The following is a 20,992-nucleotide window of genomic DNA, read 5'->3' on the forward strand; positions in this document are numbered from 1 at the left end:
TCGACGCCCCACGCGGCCGCGACGCCTACCTGCTGCGCGCGAGCCTGACGCCGCCCTAGTCGGTTCGACTGGCCGACGAGTCTCCGCTGGGGCTGATCGCGGTCGTGCGCGGTTCAGCCTGGGTCGAGGGCGACCAAGGCCCCGCGCTCGAGCTGCACGCGGGTGATGTCGCGGTCGCGCGAGGGCCCGCCCCGGTCGTGGTGTCGCACGAGCAGGGCGCCCGGCCCGACGTCGTGATCCTGCCCGGCATGCGCGTCGAGAGCCCGGACGGCCGCGACGTCGACGACGAGTGGTCGCTCGGCCTGCGGGCGTGGGGCAATGATCTCGACGGCCCTACCGTCATGCTCATGGGCTGCTACCAGGTGCGCGGTGAGGTCACGCAGCGCCTCGTCGGCGCGCTCCCGCCCGTCATCCACGTGCGCGGCGTCGACTTCGACACCCCGTTCATCAGCATCCTGGCCGACGAGATCGTGCGGGACGCGCCCGCCCAGTCAGCCGTGCTCGATCGCCTCTTCGACGTGCTGCTGGTCGCAGTACTGCGCGCCTGGGTCACTCACGAGGCACCGGAACGCGCCGGGCTCTACGGCGCGCAGAGCGACCCGGTCATCGGGCACGCCCTGCGGCTGCTGCACGACGATCCTGCGTACCCGTGGACGATCGCCGAGCTCGCCGCCCGCGTGCGCGTCTCGCGGGCGGCGCTCGCCAAGCGCTTCTCGAAGCTAGTGGGCGAGCCGCCCATGACCTACCTGAGCGGGTGGCGCCTCGCGCTCGCGGCCGACCGTCTCCTGCAACCAGGCGTGACGGTCGAGGCGGTCGCCCGCGAGGTCGGCTACAGCAGCGGCTTCGCGCTCAGCACCGCGTTCAAGCGCGAGCGCGGCGTGAACCCGAAGGAGCACCGGGCGCGATCACTCGCGCCATAGGGCGTCGACCGGCGCGGGCAGCCCGGTGAGCCGCTCGCTCCCCCGCCACAGCTTTGCTGCGCTCGTCGCGTCACGCGAGGCACGGCTGGTGCGTACCTCGGCAGGGAAGCCGTTGCGCTGGAACCGGCCGTCGGGTCCGATGCAGGTGCCACCGCGGACGTCCGGCGCCGTTGCGGCGAACAGGATGGGTAGCGCGCCCATCGCGGGCGGCTGCGCACGGCCGCCCGCCAGCATCTTGCCCTGCAGGGAGGTGTCGCGGCGTTGCCCCTCGGTTGCCGCGACGCCCGGGTGGGCAGCGACCGAGATGACGTCGCGCTCCGCGCCCGCGAGTCGGCGTTGCAGCTCGTACGCGAAGAGCACGTTCGCGAGCTTCGACTGCGCGTAGGCACGCCACCGCTGATACCGCCGACGCTCCCAGGTGAGGTCGGGCGAGATCCGACCGAGCACGTGCAGGCCGCTCGTGACGGTCACGACGCGGTCCCGGATCCGGTCGAGCAACAGGTTCGTGAGGACGAACGGCCCGAGGTGGTTGGTGCCGATGTGCCGTTCGAAGCCGTCGACCGTTCGCCCCTTCGAAACTGCCAGAACGCCGGCATTGTTGATGAGCACGTCGACGTCCGCGTCGATGCCGGCCGCGAAGGCCCGCACGGAGGCCAGATCGGCGAGGTCGAGCCGGCGCACCTCGACGTCGCCGGCGACGGTCCGGGCGAACGCGGACGCTCGATCGACGTCGCGGCACGCCGCGATCACCCGCCCGCCCGCACCCGCGACCACGCGTGTCGCCTCGGCCCCGAGGCCTTTGTTCGCGCCCGTGATGATGACGGTGCGCCCGTGCTGATCTGGCACGTCGGCGGCGGTCCACTTCGCCACGACGGTCACCTCGCCTCGTAGGCCAACGCCGGGGTCTGCCCGAGCCAGGCGTTGTCGGTGAGTTGCGAGACGACGAAGTCCGCGACGTCGGCGCGCGCGATCTTGAGTGACGTCTTGGCGTCACGGGGCCCGAAGCCGAGCAGGTACCGCCCGGTGCGCGGACCGTCGACGAAGGCGGCGGGTCGCGCGATCGTCCAGTCCAGGCCGCTGTCGCGGGTCACCCGCTCCTGCTCGACGTGGTCGACGTAGGCCCTGCGCAGCAAGAACCCGAACATCACCCGCTTCCACACGAAGTCGAGGTTCTCCCAGCTGTCCCCCACGCCGAGCGTCGACTGCACGATGAGCCGGCGCACGCCGACCTGTCGCATCGCCGCGACGATGGTCGCGGTGCCCTTCGACCGCACGGCGCCCTTCGACCCGTTGCCGAGGGTGACGACGACCGCGTCGTGCCCCTCGATCGCGGGCGCGACGTCGCCGATCTCGAAGACGCTGCCCTCGACGACGGTGAGTCGTTTCTGCTCCTCGACGACCGATGCCGTGTTTCGAGTGAACACCGTCACCTCGTGACCGCGCTCGAGTGCCTGCTCGACAACGAGCCTTCCGATGCTGCCGGTTCCTCCGAAGACGATGATCTTCATGACGACCTCCCTGGGTGTTTCGCGTCATGTCCCAGTTCAGTCGCTCGATCACGAGCACTCCATAGCGTCTCGTCTCGAATTCATGTGCGAGCGTCTATAACGGCCCGACGTCGACGGGGCGCTCGCCACCGTCAGGGGGCACCCTTCCTTCGATCCGACTGCGAATGCCCTGATGCACGAAGACGCGCTTCCCGTCCAGGGTGCTACGCATCGCTTCTCTAAGGTCCGACCAGTCGTCCAGGACGAGGAGGGGGACTATCGACGGGATCAATTCGTCGACCAGAAGGTCGAACCGCCGCTCTTCAGACAAGTTCGACTCGGGATCTAGTGCTCCGCGTGGTTAGTTGTTTGACGGTTGGTGGGTTGCGATCATGAGGTATGGCAAATCGTCCTGCGCCGGCGTTGGAGATCGGCGAGAAGGATCGTGCGGAGCTGGAACGGTGGACCCGCTCGTCGTCGGTGCCGGCGGGTCTGGCGCAGCGGGCTCGGATCGTGCTGCTGGCCGGTGCCGGCCACTCGAACACCGAGACCGCGGCCCGGGTCGGGGTCTCGCGTCCGACGGTCATCGCGTGGCGGGAGCGGTACCTGCACCGAGGGCTGGCAGGCCTGGTAGACGAGCCGCGGTCGGGGCGTCCTCGGGTGGTGGACCGGGCCAAGGTGATCGCGGCCACGTTGCTGCCGCCGCCGAAGAAGTACGGGGTGAGGCACTGGTCGACCAGGTTGCTGGCCCGGCACCTGAAGATCGCCGACGCGACCGTGGCAGCCGTCTGGCGGGAAGCGGGGATCCAACCGTGGCGGGCCGAGTCGTTCCGGTTCTCCACCGATCCCGAGCTGGTCGCGAAGGTGACCGACGTCGTCGGGCTCTATCTGAACCCGCCCGAGAACGCGATCGTTCTCTCGATCGATGAGAAGTCGCAGATCCAGGCCCTGGACCGCACCCAGCCCGTCCTTCCGACCCAGCCCCACCTGATCGAGCGGCGTTCTCACGACTACGTGCGGCACGGCACCACGACCCTGTTTGCCGCGCTCGAGATCGCGACCGGGAAGGTCACCGCCGCGTGCAAGCCCCGCCACCGGCAGACCGAGTTCCTCACCTTCCTGCGCCAGGTCGCCCGCGCCTACCCCGACGACGGCACCGGCCGCGAGCTACACCTCGTGATGGACAACTACGCCGCTCACAAGGCACCGACCGTCAAGGCCTGGCTGGCAGCCAACCCCCGGATCGTCGTGCACTTCACACCGACCCACGCCTCCTGGATGAACCTCGTCGAGGTCTGGTTCTCGATCATCGAACGCCAGACCATCCACCGCGGCACCTACGGCTCCGTGAAAGACCTCAACGCCAAGATCCGCCAGTTCATCGACGGCTGGAACGACCGCGCCCATCCCTTCGTCTGGACCAAGACCGCCGACCAGATCCTCAAGAAAGCCAACCGTCAGACCACTTCAAACGCAGAGCACTAGTAGGGCCGTCCGAGCTTTGATCCTGTGCGTACACGGATCGAAACTGGTCAAACATCGAACTCCTATTAACATATCGACACTGCCACCACGCAGGCCTGCCTAGGGAACCTGTAAGACCGCTCGGAGCCTATCAATCGTCATCGAAACCTCGGTTCTGCTGGGCAAATCTTGCCATGAGTCCATAAACGAATCACTTGATACTGCCTCGACAGCCTGCAAAGCAGCCTCGCGCAGGCCGCGCAACGATGTTCGGTCGAGAAGCATTTGCGGGTCCTCAGGACCTTCGTTCCACTCTGGCCAAAGCGCAGGATCGATGTTTGCGGCGATGATCGCGGCGGCGGCCAGAACCAACGCCTGATCGGCCGCCTCACCGCCGGCGACTTCCTCCCGGAGCACGTCCATCAGCGTGTCTGATCGACGCTCTCCAGTCAGAGGCTCCAATGAATCCAAGAGATCGTCTGCCGCATCACTGTCAAACGGACCGGGACCCCAACTGCTCACGTTTAACGCTCCTATTTCAGTCCAGAACGCCGCCATATTTCAGCGCTATTTCCGGATCCTTCGGATTGATCAGGGTCGCACCACCGCCCTTGACGCCGTCCATTACTGTCTGTTCAACCGTTCGGGCAATGGTGCGCCCTGCTCCACCACTAGGAAGGCTCTTCAGTTCGATCCAAGTAACATTTACGATATCAGTTCGCTTGTAACCGGCTCTCGTGGTCGCATGCTTTGAGCTAACCGTTGCCTTGTTTACCCGTTCCAACATGCTGGAAGTCGACATACCAACGTATTTGCTCCCGTCGCCCATATGAATGGAGTAGACGCCTGCACCGTTGGGAACGCCGAACCTGCTTCCCGGTCGCGGGCAGTTGGCGTTGTGGACGAGGATTGGGTCGACGTCCTCGCCCGCTGCAACATAGTACGTGTGGTCCAGTGCAACGGTGAGGTTGTGTACGACCGCTGGTCGAACCTCGACGTCGAGTGCTGTCACCTGGGTCCAGGTGCCGGCACTGGTCTGGAGCCAGTCACCTGCAACGAGGTCGATCGCGTCTACCCATTCGGCGTGGTCGGGTAGCCAGAACGGGTGTTCGTCGGTGGCGACGATGCTCTGCTCACCGCCGTCCGCACCCGTCACGGTGATCGTGACAAGAGTCTTGTCTCCCTCACCCCGGATCAGGGCCGTCACCGCGCGGCCATCAGTTGTCTCGCCAGTCGCCTCGTCCGCCGCCAGGACTTCGTCGCCCAGCTCGACGTCTTCGATCGGCTTCCGGGTCCCGTCCGCAAGCAGCACCAGCGTGCCTGGCACGAAGCTATTACAAGAACTCCTCGCCGCTTCGATTACCTTGCGGGCAGCCTTCTGCTGGCGGTAGAAGTCGATCGCACCGTCAACAATGCGGTAGAGAGCCTTGATCGCCTTCAGGCCCTTACCCCACGGAGTGATCCCCGCAGCAAGAGTGAGGCAGGACATCACGTCGGAGTCGAGGCACCCCATGAGGTCGTTGTAACCGACGAAGTCCTTGATCAGATCCCAACCCAGATCCAGGGCGACATCGGTGACGGACTTGTCCAGGGTTGCCTGAGCGTCCGCGACCTCAGCCTGCGAAGGCCCGTCAGCAGGCCGCGGGGTGGTCCCGTCCTTCTTGCCGAGCACGGTCGGTGCACCGTCGTGCTCACGATTTTCGGTATCAAGGTTCAGATCGCTGAACCCGACACCTTCCTCGTGCCAAGCACGCGGCTCATGCCCATCCAGATCGACATTGCTGATCGGGTTGCCGCCACCGAACGCGTACCGGTTACCGGTGTACGGATCCGAACCGAGGCTCTGGTCAGCCAGGGCACCGTTGTACGTGTCCCGGGTAGTGAACCGGTTCAGACCAGGGCTGTAGTCACGGAACCCCATGTCATAGCTGCCCGACCCCGCCTGCCAACGCATCCCCGAGTACCGATACGCGTTGAACGTGCTGGTCCCGAACTCCGGGTCGCCGTCCTGATCCGTACCCGGCTTGTCCAGACCCGTGAACTCCGAAGCGTCGGCCTTGCCGTACGCGGTATACCCGTACGTCGCGACCGCCTGACCCTGCTCATCGGTCAGGGTCTCCACGTCACCACGGGCGTTGTACCCGTAGTACACCGTCCCAACCGGCTGAGCTTCCCCACCATCACCGCCGTTGTTGGCGCCAGGATGAGTGACCTGCGACAGGCGACTCCCCCACGGGGAGTACTGGTAGGACTTGGCCAGCTGTCCGGCCACGTCCTCCGTCAGCACCGTCCCGGACAGTCCCAGGTAGGTGAAGTCCGTGCTCACCCCGCCCGCGGACTGGGAGGTAGTGCGGTCCAGCGGGTCATACGCGTAGGTCGTGGCCTGCAGCTCCCCGTCCGCGTCGAGCTGCTCGGACCGGACCACGTGGTCGAACCCGTCATAGCCGGTACGGGAGATCACCTCACCGTCCGCGCGCGCAGCAACCTGCCTGCCGAACGGGTCGTAGGTGAACGACACCCGGCCCGGCTCCGTTGTCTCACCGACGGTGGTTGCCGACTCCATACGGTTACGGTCGTAGGCGTAGGTCGTGCTCTCGCCGGCGAGGACCTGCTCCACGACGTTCGCGTTCGCGTCGTGGACGTAGGACTCGCTGCTCGCCGCGTGACCGGACTTGACCTTCGCCGCGATCCGCTCGGCCGGGTCGTAGGAGTACTCGACGGTCGAATTCAGGTACGCGCCCGGGTCGTCCGCGTCCTGCTTGACGCCCGCGTCCGTGACCTGGTTGCCGTTGCGGTCGTACGCGTACTCATGGGAGGCGACCAGCGTCCCGGCGGAGCTCTCCTCACGCAACGAGCCCAGCGACCCGTCCGGGTTGTACCCGTAGGACACCACGTTCCCGTTGCCCTTGGTCTGAGTTGCGGTCATCCCGCGGGTGCCGTGGGCGTAGGTGGTGGTCAGCGCCTGGCCGGCGTTCCGCCCGACCGCGTCGGTCACCGTGACCGTCTCGACCAGGTTGCGCAGATCGTAGGAGTACCGCGAATCCTGGTCGGGGTGGGACACCTCGACGGGTAGCCCGTTGACGTCGTAGTCGTAGGTCGTCGTCACCGGGCCACCGGTAGGGTGCTCGGTCACCGAGGCGATCTGCCCGAGCTGGTCGTAAGCCATCTCGTACGACGGCACGGCCGCGCCGATCGAGTCGTCGGCGATGCCGGTCATCGCGCCGTTCGCGTCATAGGAGTACGTGAACGTCTTCTGCTGCGCATCCTCGTCGGCGGAGTTGTCCCGCACGATCTTGACCGCGTCAGCGACCACTACCCCGGTAGCCGAGACTCCCAGCTCCAGGCGGGTCGCCTCGCCCTTGGTCAGCTCGACGGTCCCGGCCTGCTGCCAGGTACCGGCAGACTGCGTCTGGTCGATCACCACCGCCGGTTCGGTGATCTCCTCGCCGGGGGAGCCCTCGGCAGCGCTGGGGTCGCCGTGGATCAGGGTGTACTGCGCGTCCGTGGCGGCGTCCGCCACCTGCGGGAAGGTGACATACACGTCGTAGGTGCCGTCGGCCGGCACGTCGACCTGCCACGTGAACGACCCTGGTTCGTCCTCAACAGGTTCGGCCGGGCTTTCACCTTCACACTCGGTCGTCTCTGGGTCACACTCGACCGGGTCCTCGCACACCTGCGTCTCGGGGTCGCACTCACCGGGCTCGTCCGGCTCGGGCACAGCCGCGTGGGTGGTGTGGTCGATGCCCTGCTGCCCGTCGACCGAGCCGGTCTGCCAGTCACCGACCGCGGTCGTGTGCGGGGCATCGGAGTTGTCGACCAGGGTGACGTTCCGACCGACCGGGACGCCGTCGTCGGCCATCGAGGCCTGCTTGCCGTCAGGGTGGTAACCCCAGGTCATCGTCCGGGTGGCATCCCCGGACGCGCTGGTCAGCGTCCGAGCGGTCTGCTGGCCCAGGTCGTTGTAGTCGTAGGCGGTCGTGATGCCGTGCGGGTCGCGCGAGGACTTGATCCACCCGGTCTCGAAGTACTCGAACCTCGTGGTGGGCCGTACCTCCTGGCCCTCCGAGGCGGGCAGGCTCGTAGCGACCACGTTCCCGGCGCCGTCGTACCGGGTCTCGGTATACACGTCCGGATCGTTGTACCGGTCGTCGGCGGGGTCGTAGGGCTGGTACTGGCGCACGGGCCGGTTCAGCACGTCGTAGGCCGTCCGGGCGGCGAAGTCGTCCGGGTTGCTGGTCGCCACACCCCGCGGGGTCACCACGCGCGTCTGGTTGCCGACCTGGTCGTACTCGAACCGCGTGGTCCGGTACGTCGTCGCCTCACCGCTACCGGTGTAGGGGGTGCGGGTCTCCACGGTCGCACCACGCTCGTCGTACGTCATGTAGCTGGTGTGCCCGAGCGCGTCTGTCGAGCTGGCCACCAGCCCATCGGCGTCATACGTGGACGTCGTGCGAGTGCCCGCGGCGTCGGTCGTGGCGACCGGCCGATAGTTCAGGTCGTACTCCACCCGGGTGGTGAAGTCGTCCGGATCGGCCGACGCGACCGTCTTGGGGTCGCGGGTCTCGATGACGTTGCCGACCTCGTCGTAGTCGTACTCGATCCGGCTACCGAGCGCGTTCTGGACCGCGACCAATTGGTAGATGTCGTCGTACGCGTTCCGGGTCACGTAGTCCGACGCGTCACCGTCGGTCAGCGTGCCGTTCGGCTCGGTCGTGGTGACCAGGTTCCCCACCGGGTCATACGTGTAGGTCGTGACCCGCTCAGGCCCGAAGCCGTCGGCTGAGCCCGCGTCCTCGTCCCGCGGCGCAGAGGCCGCAACGACCTGGTCGGCACCGTCGAACGTCGCGGTGCTCACCGCACCGTTCGGCGCCGTCGAACGGATGATGTTGTCGTTCGGGTCGTACACGATCGTCCCGGTGGAGATCGTCTCGCCAGAGGCGGCATCCTTCAGAGTGGTACCGGAGACCGGCCGGCCGAACGCGTCATAGGTCTGCGTGGTCTCGGCACGGTCACCATCGGCGTCCTCTGGCGCCAGGACCCGCGTGACCTGCCCCCGCTCGTCGTACTCGGTCGTGACGATTCCGCCGGCGGCGTCCTCCTCGGTGACCGGGTAGCCCACCGGCGTGTAGTCCCGGTATCGGGTGGTGTTGCCGTTCGGGTCGGTCAGGGTGAGCATCTGCCCGTGAGAGTCGTAGGTGTACGACGTCGTGTAGTCACCCTCTGTCGCGGTAGCGACACCCTTGGGGTCGGTCACCGACAGCAGGTTCCCCGCCGCGTCGATCCCGAACTCGTACGACCGGCCCGCCGGGCTGGTGGTGCGCCAGGCGTCGGCGACATACCCGTCCTCCCAGGTCTGGTACTCCACCACCTGCGCGCCCTCGGGCGCCGTGGCCGAGTCCTGCCCGGGCTGGCAGTCCTCGACGGCCGGGACCCCGTGGGTGGCGTTCTGGACCGGGTCCCGTTCCCAGATCGGGTATCCGGTCTTCGGGTCGTAGCAGAACGCCGCGACGGCTCCGTTGGCCTCGGTCAGGCGCGAGACGTTGTTGTTCGGGTCCCACGTCAGGGCTGTCGTCCGGCCCAACGCGTTCGTCACCTCGAGGGCTCGGCCCTTGAGATCGTGCACATACTCCGCCGCGTTCCCGCTGGCGTCCGTGACCCGGGCACCTACCCGGTCGGCGGCATCCTCGCGGTCGTCCCACCAGTAGTCGAACTGCGTGGTGTGGTCGAGCCGGTCCGTGATGCGTTCAACCTGCCACCGCTCCCCGTAGCCGGTGTCCGGCTCACCAGGGACCGCGTAGTCGATCTCCGTCGCTCCACCGCGCGGGTCGGTCACGCCCACCAGACGCGCCTCGCCGAGCAGCGTGTCATGGTCGTAGGCGAACCGGAACGTCTTGGCGATGGACTCGCCGGGACCGTCGGTCGCGCCGACGCCGTCGACCATGCGGCGCAACAGGCCGTCGTGGTCGTACACCATCTTGACCGTGCGGCCGGAGACGTCCGTGACGGACTTGAGGTGATCGATGATCTCCAGGTCCGACAACCGCGAACCGGTGACCACGTCACCGGAACCGTTGACGTACTCGTACGCGTCACCGGCCTCGTAGTAGTCCACCGTGAGGACCTCGCGACCGTCCGGGTCGGTCACCTTCACCAGCAGGGTCTTGGAGCCGATGCCGAGCAGCCCGCCACGCTCGATGTAGTGGAACGTCTGGGTATTGCCGTTGCGGTCGACCGCCTGACGGACGTACCCCTCGCAGTCAAAGATGAACCGGGTCCCGTCGGGGCGCAGCAGCGTCCACGCGTCGTCGGCCGGGTCACCGAGCAGATCACCCAGCAGGTGGCAGTCGCTCCCGGGCTTGTAGGACAGCTGGAGGTTCACACCCGGCGGAGATTCGTACTCGTCGGTCTCGGCGTTCCACAGGAAGGCATGGCCCGTTCCGTCGCCGTCGGACAGGAATACCTCGTCCGGCGCGAGGATCTTGTCGTACGCCAAGGGCAGTCCCAACCGCTGGGGCGCGGCGATCTGTGCCGACCAGCCCACCCCCATACCCGTGTCGGCGGCGTCCATCGAGTTGTAGGAGAAGCTGGTGAACGCGGTGAAGCCACGTCCCGGATTGGAGATCGGGGCGTAGTTCCACGTCGCGTTACCCAGCGCCAGGTTCGTCAGCACCGCCGAGCCGGCGCCGGTGTTCTTCCCGCTGTAGGAGTAGAAGTCCTCGGCACCCAGCAGGTTGGAGGTGGGCTCGTCGATCACCAGTTCCAGCACTACCGGTGCCAGGAGGTCGACCAGGTCGACCGCTGTGACTCCGGCCTCTGCGGCACGCGCGGAGACGCCCTCGGCGGAGGTGGTGGCCTTCACACCCCAGACCAGCCGGTACCCCGCGACGGCGTTAGTCCCGATCGAGTCCGGAGCCGTCACCTGGACCGGCAGTGTCACCGACTCCCCCGGCGCCAGGTCGCCCGGCAACGGCACGGTGACCAGGCCTGTGCCGTCCGGGTCCTGTCCGGGCAGGGTCCACTCGTGGGAGACCACGGTGTCGGCGGCGGTCCAGGCGGTGTCGGTGGTGTTCGCCACCACGACGTCGACCGTCGTGGCCTCGCCCGCACCCAGCCGCGGCGGGAGCCCCGGGACGTATACACCAGGAGCGTCCCCATCCACGCTGGTCTGGTCGGCCGTGGTGACCAACCCCGCCGTCGGCACCGTTGCGGCTTGCTCGTCCGATGAGGTCAGCGTGCCGTCCTGGCCCTTGGTGACGATCTCGTAATAGACCTCACGCGGCTCACCGGCCCCGTCGCCGGTCGAGGCGACCGGTGCGATCGACGTGTCAGTGAAGGACGTGGTGTCGCGATCGACCGGGGCGACCATCGTGGACGGGCCGGGCTCGAAGCCTGGTGTCGCCGACCGATGAACCTGGAACTCCGAGATCTCGCCGTCCACGCCCGGCTCCCAGTCCAGGACCGCGCCGGTAGCGTGCACCGCCGTCGGGGCATCGACCACACCCGCAGCGTCGGCAGTCGCCGGCTCGACGTCCCAGGACTCGGCCTGGACCACGGGCAGGTCTCCACGACTGGGAGCGGGCTCAAGATCCGGGGCGTCGTCGGTGAACCAACCGGCGACCGCGTCCCATACGCCCTCGTTCTCGGAGACCGGCGCCCCCGTCTCAGGATCCACCTTCTCGACGGCGGAGGCCCGGCTGTCAGTGTCGGCGGTCGCGGACGGCGCCGACACCAGCAGGGTAGCGACCAGCGCCACGGCCGCAGAAGCGGCCACCGGCAGGCGCAGCCAGGCATGACGCGCGGACGAAACTACGAGCACGGTGAGCTCCAGGATCGAGACCAGACGGACTCGCAGAGCACAGCCGATGTCCAGGTTGTCCTACAAGGGCGATTCCGAATCTCGCAATCGCTCGGGTGAAATTCCGCCAGAACGATGGACAAACGCACGAAAAGCACGGGTCAAGCCGCTACATTTTCATCCGCCCGAGGCGTCGTGGCCTCGATCGACGCAGGGGGAGAAGTCGTGCTGCAGATCGAACCCATCGTGACCGTGATCGTCATCGCCAGGGAGAAGTCGTTCAAGGGTGCCGCCGCTGTCCTCAGACGATCCCCGGCCGCCGTGTCCCGGCACGTCGAGCACGTCGAGACGGAGCTGGGCCAGATCCTCTTCAAACGCAATCACGGCGCCCCTGGCGTACGTCTGACCCCCTGGGGAACCCAGTTCGTGTTCTGGGCTCGCGCGTTTCTCACCGTCCTGAGGATGATCTACCGGCGCGCCGGCAGGGCCGAACCCACGCTCGAGCTCCTCCACGATCAGACGCGGATGGACGTCTGGGGGGCCCAAGAGCTCATCCTGAGCGCCAGGAACAAGGACCAGGAGCGCGCTGCGAAGGCCCCTCGTCTACACGCCACTGCCTGTCCGCTTTGAGGAAGGGAACCGGGACGCCAGACCAGGCCAGGTCGCGTTCTCGAGGCAGGTTCACGAAGCAGACCGAACCGAGCCCTGGGCGCAGCACCTGGCGCTCGGTCATTGCTGGCGGCAGATCAGCGTACAGTCGCAGCAGGAGCTGACCCTGGTTCCCCGATGATGGGAACCAGATGCCCGACGCCACCAGCCCCTCCCCTGCCGTCCCGACCGTGCCGGCGAACGGCTTCGTGCCGGGCGAAGATCTGCTCACCCTCGGGCTCCTCGCGGGCTCGTCGATGGAGAACGAGCGGCGGCTGCCGATCCACCCCCGCCACCTGGACCAGATCGACCCGGACCTGCGCGCTCGAATGATCGTCGAGCGCGGCTACGGCGATGGCTTCCGGCTCGAACCCGGCTACGTCGAGTCGCGCGTGGGCCGGGTCGCGGAACGCTCCGAGGTGCTCCGGGCCGCCGAGGTGCTGCTCCTGCCCAAGCCGCAAGCGGCCGACGTGGCGGCGGTTCCCGCGGGCCGCGTCCTGTGGGGATGGCCGCACTGCGTGCAGGACGCCGCTCTGACGCAGCAGGCGATCGACAGCCGGCTCACCCTGATCGCCTTCGAAGCGATGAACCACTGGACCCAGCGCGGCGACTTCAGCCTGCACGTGTTCCACAAGAACAACGAGCTCGCTGGCTACTGCTCCGTGCTGCACGCACTGCGGCTGGTCGGCTCGACCGGTGACTACGGGCCACGGCTCAGCGCGGTCGTCATCGGCTTCGGTGCGACGGCGCGCGGTGCCGTGACCGCGCTCAAGGCCCACGGGATCCACGACATCCAGGTCCTCACGCAGCGTGGTGTCGCGGCGGTCGGCTCGCCCATCCACACCGCACACATCACGCAGCTCAACACCGACGAGGGGGCGGCCCACCTCAGCACGGTCCGCACCCAGGCCGGCGACGTGCTGCTCCCCGAGTTCCTCGCGTCGCACGACATCGTCGTCAACTGCACCCTCCAGGACGTCGCCGCACCGCTGACCTACCTGCGGACGGAAGACCTGGGGCTGTTCGCCCCGGGCAGCCTGATCATCGACGTCTCGTGCGACCAGGGCATGGGCTTCGAGTGGGCGCGGCCCACCACGTTCGACGATCCGATGTTCACCGTCGGGCAAGGGGTGGACAACTACGCCGTCGACCACAGCCCGTCGTACCTGTGGAACTCGGCGACGTGGGAGATCAGCCAGGCGCTCCTGCCGTTCCTGCGCACCGTCCTGCAAGGGCCGGCCGCGTGGGCGAAGGACCTCACCATCTCGCGCGCGATCGAGATCCACGACGGCGTGGTCCAGAACCCGAGCATCCTGAGCTTCCAGGACCGGGAACCCGGCTATCCGCACACCCGCGCTGCCTAGGTAGTCCCCGGAACGGGCACGGTCCTTCCAGGTCAGGGCCGGTCGTGGGGGCCGAGCACCCGCACGCAGCAGTGGCCGGGGCGGGGCGCCAGGACCGCGCGGGCCGGCGACTGCCCGCTGCCTTCGAGCAGGCCCTGCACCAGATGCAGGTTGAGCCCGCACACCACCTCGGTGTGCCGGCGAGCGACCTGGTGGAACGGACAGTTGCGGAGCTCCACGGTGCCGTCGGCGGTCGTCGCGGGTTCGTAGCCGCACGCGCGCAGCGCCACGGACAGGTCCGGACCGCTCGCCGCGCGCCCTGCCGCACGCGCCGCCGCCGTCACCGCCTGCCGGACCGCCCCGGAGTCGTCGGCGCTCATCGCCTCGGCGAGCACACCGGCCAGCAACCCGTAGTCACGCGGCGGCACACTGACGGACAGCTCTTCCTGCGCGCGGACGTAGCGCTTGGCCGGGCGGCCGGCACCCGGTCCGCCGCGCCCGGCGGCACGCGCATAGCTCGTCGCCAGCAGGCCCACGTCAGCCAGCTTGTCGAGGTGGTAGGCCGCCAGCGTCCGGCTGATCCCCACGGCGGTGGCGGCGTCGTCCCGGGCCACGGGCTCGTCCCGCGTACCCACGTACTCGTACAGCCGCCGGCGCACCGGGTCGTTGAGGCTGCTCAGCCCACTGATCGGGTCCTGGTCGCGCTCGTCGTCGTCCGCCACCTCAACAATCTAACACCAATGAGTATTGACAAAAGGGCGTAGCCTCGCCAGGCCCTAAAAACAATACTCGCTAGCGATAGAGGAGACCGATGATGGACACTCCAGCCCTACGCACCCCGCCCACCAGCCCTCCGCGCACCGGCCGCGTGGGCGACGCCTGGCGCCGCGCCAGCAGCGAACCGGCCTACGGCGCGTTCCTGCTCCTGCGCATGGGATTCACGGTGCTGCCGATCTGGATGGGCATCGACAAGTTCACGAACGCCCTTGCCGACTGGCCGCAGTACCTCGCCCCGTGGACGGTCGACCTGCTGCCGTTCTCCGCGCAGACCGCGATGTACGTGGTGGGCGTGGTCGAGATCGTCGCGGGCCTCGCAGTGGCGATCAAACCCCGGTATGCGGCCTACGTGGTCGCCATCTGGCTCGCCGGCATCATCGTCAACCTGCTGACCCACTCCGGGTTCTACGACGTCGCGCTGCGCGACTTCGGACTGCTCCTCGCCGCGCTCACGCTCGCCCGGCTGGCCGTCACCTACGATCCGGCCTGGTTCGGCGCCGCGGCCGAGAGGAGTGCACGTTGAGCAGGCTCTCCGCGGACGTCGACGCGGTCCCGCGTCCGAGCGCACCGACCCCCTTGCACGTCGTCAGCGACAGCACCGGGGCGGACCTCGGCGCGGCCGAGCGCGCAGCGAAGGAGTTCCTGCTGGCGCTCGGGGTCACGCTCGACGACGAGGCGATGCGGGAGACACCGGCTCGGATGGCCCGCGGCTACGCCGAGCTGCTGACCGCACGCCCGTTCCAGCTGACCACGTTCCCCAACGACGAGGGCTACGACGAGCTGGTCCTGGCCCGCGACATCCCGGTGCAGTCGGTGTGCGAGCACCACCTGCTGCCGTTCGTGGGCGTGGCGCACATCGGCTACCTGCCGGGCCGGCGCATCCTCGGCCTGTCCAAGCTGGCCCGGGTCGCCGAACACTTCGCCCGCCGCCCCCAGGTGCAGGAAAGGCTCACCAAGCAGATCGCGGACTGGCTCAGCGAGCAGCTCGAGCCGACGGGCATCGGCGTGGTCATCGAGGCCGAGCACACCTGCATGACCCTGCGGGGCGTGCGGGCGACGGGATCGAAGACGGTCACGTCCACGCTGCTCGGAACGCTGCGCGCGGACGCGGCGTCCCGTCAGGAGTTCCTCGCGCTCACGGGCGTGCACCGGTAGCCGCCCGCAGCCTGTGGCCGGAACGGTTCGGTGTTTCCCGAAGTGTCGGCGGCGTACCGTCGGCCTCATGGACGGTGCGAGCAGCCCCCGGCTGGCCGAGATCGCGTCGCTCCTGGCGAGCGAGGCCAGGGCAACGATGCTGCTCGAGCTGCTCGACGGCCGTGCACGGACGGCGACGGAGCTCGCCCAGGCGGCACACGTCTCGCGCCCGTCGGCGAGCGAGCACCTGCACCGGCTCGTGCAGGCGGGTCTGCTCGGCGAGGCACGCCAGGGCCGCCACCGGTACGTGCGCATCGAGGATCCGGCAGTCGCCGAGATCATCGAGTCGCTCGCTGCCCTCTCGGGCCGGGCACGTCCGGCAGAACCTTCGCTACGGGCCCAGCGGGTCGACCGCCAGCTGCGCGAGGCCCGCACCTGCTACCGCCACCTCGCCGGCAGGCTGGGCGTGGCCCTGAGCGACGGCGTGCGCGAACAGGGCTATGTCGACGACCGCTGGAGCATGACCGGTCCGGGGCATGCGTGGATCGCCTCGCTCGGCATCGACGTGCCGGCCCGGACACGCAGGCCCCTGACCCGTCCGTGCCTCGACTGGACCGAGCGCCGTGACCACCTCGCCGGCGTCGTGCCCGATGCCCTGCTGACGGCGTTTCGGGACAAGGGGTGGCTCGAGCCGGGAACGGTCCCCCGCGCCCTGCGGCTGACCGACGCCGGGCGAGCGGGGCTGGGTCCGGTACTCGCGAGCGCCCTGGTGCGGGATGAGGCGTGATGCTCCCGGCGGGCTCGAGGTGAGCGCCGTCAGGCCTCCCGGCCCACGGCTGCCGTCACCGTTGACCCCGCTGCACGACGATCGCCTGAGCGCCACGGGTGTGCGAGTAACCCCAGCGGCACGGGCGGCACGCTGGCCGGCATCGCTGCCGCCCTCCCACCCGCTCGCACCGCGGTGGGATTCTCCGCACTGAAGGGTGGCGACTTCCTGCGCGACGACGTCGCCTCCCTCCAGCAGGAGGCACACGGTCGGGTGACGGGCGGCTGGTCGATCGAGACCGGCTACCACTTCGGCGGTTTCGCCCGGACCAGCGACTCCCTGCGCGGGTTCATCGACGACTTCGAGACGAAGCACGGCCTACGGCTGGAGCGGGTGCACGTCGCCAAGATGATGTACGGCCTGTTCGACCAGATCCGACAGGGCCGGTTCCGGCCCGGTACGACGGTGGTCGCCGTCATCACCGGACCGGAGTTCGCCGGGGAGGGCTGACCGTTCAGCTCCGCTCCGCGGCGGAGCCAGGCAGGCGTTGCACCGGTCGACAGATACCGCCGAGCACGAACGCGGTCCTGCGGTCGTAGTCCGCCCGGGATGGCCGGCCGCCGTACTTGAGAGCCAGGGCGTTGTCGATGGTCAGCGCATGAAAGTCGCCCGGTGTGAAGCCGTGCACCAGGACTCCGGCGGCATGCCCCTCTGCGACCAGGTCGTCGTGGAAGGCGCCCCCGACGTGGCACAGCGCCATGAGCGGCTCGGAGTCCGGAAACTCCTGCAGCAGAACGTCATTGACTGCCGGTAGCCGGTACTGGAGATCCCGGATCGCACCGACGTAGGAGCGGATTCGTTCCTGGACGTCAGCGACGGACCGTGCATCCTCGATGACACTCCTCAACTCCCCCGCGACGACGTCGTCAAGGACGGCGTCGATCAGCCCGACTCTTCCTCCGAGCCTGTTGAAGATGGTCGCCTTGCTCACGTGGGCGGCGGCAGCGACCTCCTCGAGCGGCGCAGAGAGGCCCTGCTCTCGGAACACCTTCACCGCCGCGACGCGGATCCGATCGACATTGCGGCGGGCATCGGACCGAAGTGTTGGTGAGGATCCGGTACTCGTGGCCACTGCGCTCCCCCTTGCTCGACGAGACAACTTGACCATCGAGGTCAACTTCCTGCACGATGCTACGCGACCGCAAGTTGACCACCCGGGTCAACTTTCGCGCGCCGGACTCCCTCGCGTCACCCGCCCGCTCTCCTCCGACGCGAGCCCCGGGTCCATCTCGACGAAAGGACGCCACCCATGATCATCGTGACCGGAGCGACAGGCACCCTCAACGGGGCCACGGTCGAGCACCTCCTGAAGCGGGTTCCTCCAGCCCGGATCGGTGTCAGCGTCCGCGACCCAGAACGCGCGAAGCACCTGGCCGACCGGGGAATCCGTGTGCGCCAGGGGAGCTACGACCAGCCCGCGGCACTGCGCCACTCGTTCGCCGACGCCGAGCAGGTGCTCCTGGTCTCGTCCAGCGATACCACTGCCGACGTCGTGGCGCAGCACCGGACGGCGATCGATGCCGCGGTCGCTGCTGGGGCGCGACGAATCCTGTACACCAGCGCCCACGGGACGGGCTCCGATACCCCCTATCCGCCACTCGCGATCCACGCGGCCACCGAGGAACACCTCGCCGCTTCAGGCGTTGCGTGGACCGCGTTGCGGAACGGTTTCTACGGAGACCTCGGACAGCTGCTCGGCCCATGGCAGTCGACGGGAGTGATCGCCAAGCCCGCCGACGGTCCGTTCGGCTGGGTCGATCGGCGGGACGCCGCGGAGGCAGCCGCGACGATCCTCGCGGGCGACTCCCCTGTCGACGGTGCCGTCGACCTGACGCCGCCCTCGCCGGTCACCCTCGCGGACTTCGCCTCGGCGGCATCCGCCCTCACCGGTCGCCACGTCGATCGTGTAGTTGTCGACGACGAGAAGTGGGTCGCTGACGAGGTGGCGAACGGCGCTCCGGAGGCGGTGGCACGCTTCACTCTCTCGATGTTCCAGGCAACGCGGAGCGGCCATTTCGCGCACTCCGACCCCACGCTCTCCCGGCTCCTCGGGCGGGAGCCGCGCAGCGTCGCCGACCAGCTGGCAGAGCAGCTCGCCGGCTGAAGCGACGTTGATCTGTCCTTGTGAGCCTCGGTCAATCGTGACCGCTCAGAGGAGTCGGAGTCGGTTCAGGTCAGAAATCCCGATCATCGCGCTCAGCATTCGATCACGTTGACCGCCAACCCTCCACGAGAGGTCTCCTTGTACTTCAGAGCGTTATTCAGCGGCTTGGGAGTGCCCATGACTGTGTGACGCCCTGACCTGCATCGTTGCTTGTCAGGGTCAAGATCGGGCAGATAGCGCAACGGTCCTTGCGTCCGGTTTGATCGTGGTTGTCGAGACCCCATCAAGCCGAGCGAAGGACCGATGCCGTACCACTCTACTTGCGGGCTGAGCCCTGCCCAGACCTCCGAGCTGATCGGCCGCGTTCACCAGGTCCACGCCGCCCGTCCCGACGAGCAGCGGTACGACTTCGAGATGCCGGTCGACCAGGCGGTGGTGATGGTCCTGGTGATGGTGCGCCACAACCTCGCCCAGCAGGTCACCGCAGACCTGCACGGCGTCTCCCAGTCCACGGTCTCGCGGATCTACCGCTACCTGCTACCGATCCTGGGCATGGTCACGATGATGGACCGCGCCCGCCTGACCGACGCTCTCGCCTCCGGCGTCGTCCTAATCGACGGGACCCCGGTCCCGACCGGCAACCGCACCGCGACCGGGAAGGAGAACTTCAACGGCAAGCACCGCAAGCAGGCACTCAACGTGCAGGTCGCGGCCCGGCCCGACGGCACCCTGACCGACGTCTCAGACCCCGTGCCCGGCCGCCGCCACGACTCGGTGGCCCTGGACCTGGTGGGGTGGGGCTACCAGATCCGTGCCGCCACCGACCACAACCCGCAGCTGGCCGTCTTCGGCGACAGCGCCTACAGCCGGCACACCGACTGGACCCCGTTGAAGAAGCCGAAGGATGTCGAGCGCACACCCGAAGACATCGCGTTCAACCGCGCCGTAGCCAGCTTCCGCGCCCCGGTCGAACGAGCCATCGGACTGCTCAAGCAGTGGAAGACCCTCGCCACCGGCTACCGCGGACGCCTGAGCGAACTCCCAACCGTCATCCACGTGATCGTCAACCTGGAGTTCTACCGACTGGCCAGCTGAATAACGCTCTCAGTTTCATGTCGGCACCCGTGTCGCGCATGGTCTTGATCGCCTGGTCGAGGGAGACCCGGTGGTTGCCGTCTCCGTGCAGGGCGATGCGCGCCGCGTTGATGGCCTTGGTACTCGCGATGGCGTTGCGCTCGATGCAGGGGATCTGCACGAGTCCACCGATCGGGTCGCAGGTGAGCCCCAGGTTGTGCTCGATCCCGATCTCGGCGGCGTTCTCGACCTGTTCGGGTGTCCCACCCATGACGGCACACAGTCCGGCAGCGGCCATCGAGCAGGCCGAGCCGATCTCGCCCTGGCACCCGACTTCTGCACCTGAGATCGACGCGTTCTCCTTGATGAGGATGCCGATGGCTGCGGCGGTGAGAAGGAACGTCACCACTCCGTCGTCGCTGGCGTCCGGGATGAACCGGTCGTAATAGTGCAGTACTGCCGGGACGACGCCCGCCGCACCGTTCGTGGGAGCGGTCACGACGCGTCCGCCGGCGGCGTTCTCCTCGTTCACCGCCAGCGCGAAGAGGGTGACCCAGTCCATGGCGCCGATGGGGTCGCTCGAGCCGGTCTCGGCCGACAGCTTCGTCTGAAGCAGCGGGGCACGGCGCGGCACGTTCAATGCTCCGGGGAGCATCTGCTCCTGACTGGTGCACCCGTTGTGGACGCACTCCTTCATCGCCGCCCAGATGCGCAGCAGCTCGCTACGCAGCTGCTCCTCAGACCGCCACACCAGCTCGTTCGCCAGCATGATCTCGGCGATGCTCAGCTGTTCCTGGGAGCAGTGCCGCAGCAGTTCAGCGCCGGAGGAGAACGGAAACGGGAGACGGGTCACGCCAGCGGTGATGCGTCGTTGCGCCATCGCGTCCTGGCCCACCACGAACCCACCGCCGACCGAGAAGTGCGTCGACTCATGGACCGTACCGCCGTGCCGGTCGAAGGCGCGGAAGGTCATGCCGTTGGGGTGCTCCGGCAGGCTCCGTCGTCTGTGCAGGATCAGGTCGTCGCTGCGTGAGAAGCCGATCTGGTGCTCTCCACCGAGCAGCAGCAGTCCGTCCGCGCAGACCTGCCTTGCCCGAGTGCCGACGGTGGCAGTGTCGACGGCCTCGGGCGTCTCTCCCAGCAGGCCCAGGATCACGGCCTCGTCCGAGCCGTGCCCGTGACCTGTGGCGCCCAGGGAGCCGAACAGCTCGGCCTGCACGCGCACAACCTTGCCCAGTACGTCCTGGGACCGTAGCGCGTCGACGAACACGCGGGCCGCGCGCATCGGTCCGACCGTGTGGGACGACGACGGCCCGATCCCGATGGAGAACAGGTCCAGTGCGCTCAGCGTCATGAGCACTCCTGATGACAGGGGAAGACAGCCGAGTTCATCTTCTTGGCGACGATCGTCTGCGTTGAC

Annotated in this window: 17 protein-coding genes; 10 read left to right on the top strand and 7 right to left on the bottom strand. The window is 68.0% G+C overall.

The features are described 5' to 3' along the window. The first annotated feature begins 86 nt into the window (after nt 1-86). Complete coding sequence (locus ACFSL2_RS11390) at nt 87-920, top strand: AraC family transcriptional regulator (RefSeq protein WP_377200810.1); 834 nt, start codon at nt 87-89, stop codon at nt 918-920. On the opposite strand, the gene ACFSL2_RS11395 is transcribed toward ACFSL2_RS11390, so the two are convergent. Together ACFSL2_RS11395 and ACFSL2_RS11400 are read right to left on the bottom strand one after the other, a co-directional pair. Next, nucleotides 906-1,790, bottom strand: a complete 885-nt coding sequence (locus tag ACFSL2_RS11395; RefSeq protein WP_377197968.1) for an oxidoreductase — start codon at nt 1,788-1,790, stop codon at nt 906-908. The genes ACFSL2_RS11390 and ACFSL2_RS11395 overlap by 15 nt on opposite strands. Before the next feature lie 5 nt (nt 1,791-1,795). Continuing rightward, entirely contained in the window at nt 1,796-2,428 is a 633-nt protein-coding gene (locus tag ACFSL2_RS11400; RefSeq protein ID WP_377197969.1) for an NAD(P)-dependent oxidoreductase, read from the bottom strand. 378 nt (nt 2,429-2,806) lie between these two features. On the opposite strand from ACFSL2_RS11400, the gene ACFSL2_RS11405 reads away from it, so the two are divergent. Next, a complete protein-coding gene (locus tag ACFSL2_RS11405) occupies nt 2,807-3,892 on the top strand; it encodes an IS630 family transposase (protein ID WP_377197970.1) in 1,086 nt (361 codons plus the stop codon). 99 nt (nt 3,893-3,991) lie between these two features. Here ACFSL2_RS11405 and ACFSL2_RS11410 read toward each other — a convergent pair whose 3' ends face one another. Both ACFSL2_RS11410 and ACFSL2_RS11415 read right to left on the bottom strand, forming a co-directional pair. Further along, complete coding sequence (locus tag ACFSL2_RS11410; RefSeq protein WP_377197971.1) at nt 3,992-4,429, bottom strand: DUF4259 domain-containing protein; 438 nt, start codon at nt 4,427-4,429, stop codon at nt 3,992-3,994. Beyond that, a complete protein-coding gene (locus ACFSL2_RS11415) occupies nt 4,410-11,687 on the bottom strand; it encodes a polymorphic toxin-type HINT domain-containing protein (protein ID WP_377197972.1) in 7,278 nt (2,425 codons plus the stop codon). The genes ACFSL2_RS11410 and ACFSL2_RS11415 overlap by 20 nt, the downstream gene beginning before the upstream one ends. Nucleotides 11,688-11,861: 174 nt before the next feature. Between ACFSL2_RS11415 and ACFSL2_RS11420 the strand changes: the two genes are divergently transcribed. Together ACFSL2_RS11420 and ACFSL2_RS11425 are read left to right on the top strand one after the other, a co-directional pair. Then, complete coding sequence (locus ACFSL2_RS11420; protein WP_377197973.1) at nt 11,862-12,296, top strand: LysR family transcriptional regulator; 435 nt, start codon at nt 11,862-11,864, stop codon at nt 12,294-12,296. 275 nt (nt 12,297-12,571) lie between these two features. Then, complete coding sequence (locus ACFSL2_RS11425; protein ID WP_377200811.1) at nt 12,572-13,678, top strand: N(5)-(carboxyethyl)ornithine synthase; 1,107 nt, start codon at nt 12,572-12,574, stop codon at nt 13,676-13,678. A gap of 32 nt (nt 13,679-13,710) precedes the next feature. Here the strand turns inward: ACFSL2_RS11425 and ACFSL2_RS11430 are convergent, their stop codons facing one another. Then, nucleotides 13,711-14,379, bottom strand: coding sequence for a helix-turn-helix transcriptional regulator (locus tag ACFSL2_RS11430; protein WP_377197974.1), 669 nt, complete (start codon nt 14,377-14,379; stop codon nt 13,711-13,713). A 92-nt stretch (nt 14,380-14,471) separates the two neighbouring features. Between ACFSL2_RS11430 and ACFSL2_RS11435 the strand changes: the two genes are divergently transcribed. The 4 genes from ACFSL2_RS11435 (at nt 14,472) to ACFSL2_RS11450 (ending at nt 16,844) form a co-directional block, all read left to right on the top strand. Beyond that, nucleotides 14,472-14,957, top strand: coding sequence for a DoxX family membrane protein (locus tag ACFSL2_RS11435; RefSeq protein WP_377197975.1), 486 nt, complete (start codon nt 14,472-14,474; stop codon nt 14,955-14,957). Beyond that, nucleotides 14,954-15,589 carry a GTP cyclohydrolase I FolE gene (gene folE / locus ACFSL2_RS11440; RefSeq protein ID WP_465264536.1) on the top strand — a complete coding sequence of 212 codons (636 nt, stop codon included), beginning with the start codon at nt 14,954-14,956 and terminating at the stop codon, nt 15,587-15,589. Before ACFSL2_RS11435 ends, folE begins: the two co-directional genes overlap by 4 nt. 67 nt (nt 15,590-15,656) lie before the next feature. Next, nucleotides 15,657-16,355: an ArsR/SmtB family transcription factor gene (locus ACFSL2_RS11445; protein ID WP_377197976.1), complete on the top strand. Its 699-nt coding sequence runs from the start codon at nt 15,657-15,659 to the stop codon at nt 16,353-16,355. Nucleotides 16,356-16,529: 174 nt separating this feature from the next. Further along, entirely contained in the window at nt 16,530-16,844 is a 315-nt protein-coding gene (locus ACFSL2_RS11450) for a hypothetical protein (protein ID WP_377197977.1), read from the top strand. Nucleotides 16,845-16,848: 4 nt separating this feature from the next. Here the strand turns inward: ACFSL2_RS11450 and ACFSL2_RS11455 are convergent, their stop codons facing one another. Further along, a complete protein-coding gene (locus tag ACFSL2_RS11455; RefSeq protein WP_377200813.1) occupies nt 16,849-17,502 on the bottom strand; it encodes a TetR/AcrR family transcriptional regulator in 654 nt (217 codons plus the stop codon). Nucleotides 17,503-17,643: 141 nt separating this feature from the next. Here ACFSL2_RS11455 and ACFSL2_RS11460 point away from each other — a divergent pair, with 141 nt between their 5' ends. Both ACFSL2_RS11460 and ACFSL2_RS11465 read left to right on the top strand, forming a co-directional pair. Beyond that, nucleotides 17,644-18,498, top strand: a complete 855-nt coding sequence (locus tag ACFSL2_RS11460; RefSeq protein ID WP_377197978.1) for an NAD(P)H-binding protein — start codon at nt 17,644-17,646, stop codon at nt 18,496-18,498. A gap of 303 nt (nt 18,499-18,801) precedes the next feature. Continuing rightward, entirely contained in the window at nt 18,802-19,593 is a 792-nt protein-coding gene (locus ACFSL2_RS11465) for a transposase family protein (RefSeq protein WP_377197979.1), read from the top strand. Here ACFSL2_RS11465 and ACFSL2_RS11470 read toward each other — a convergent pair. Beyond that, nucleotides 19,562-20,926: an L-serine ammonia-lyase gene (locus ACFSL2_RS11470; RefSeq protein WP_377197980.1), complete on the bottom strand. Its 1,365-nt coding sequence runs from the start codon at nt 20,924-20,926 to the stop codon at nt 19,562-19,564. The genes ACFSL2_RS11465 and ACFSL2_RS11470 overlap by 32 nt on opposite strands. Nucleotides 20,927-20,992 lie beyond the last annotated feature (66 nt).

The sequence above is a fragment of the Promicromonospora aerolata genome (assembly GCF_042682255.1).
Classification (GTDB): domain Bacteria; phylum Actinomycetota; class Actinomycetes; order Actinomycetales; family Cellulomonadaceae; genus Promicromonospora; species Promicromonospora aerolata.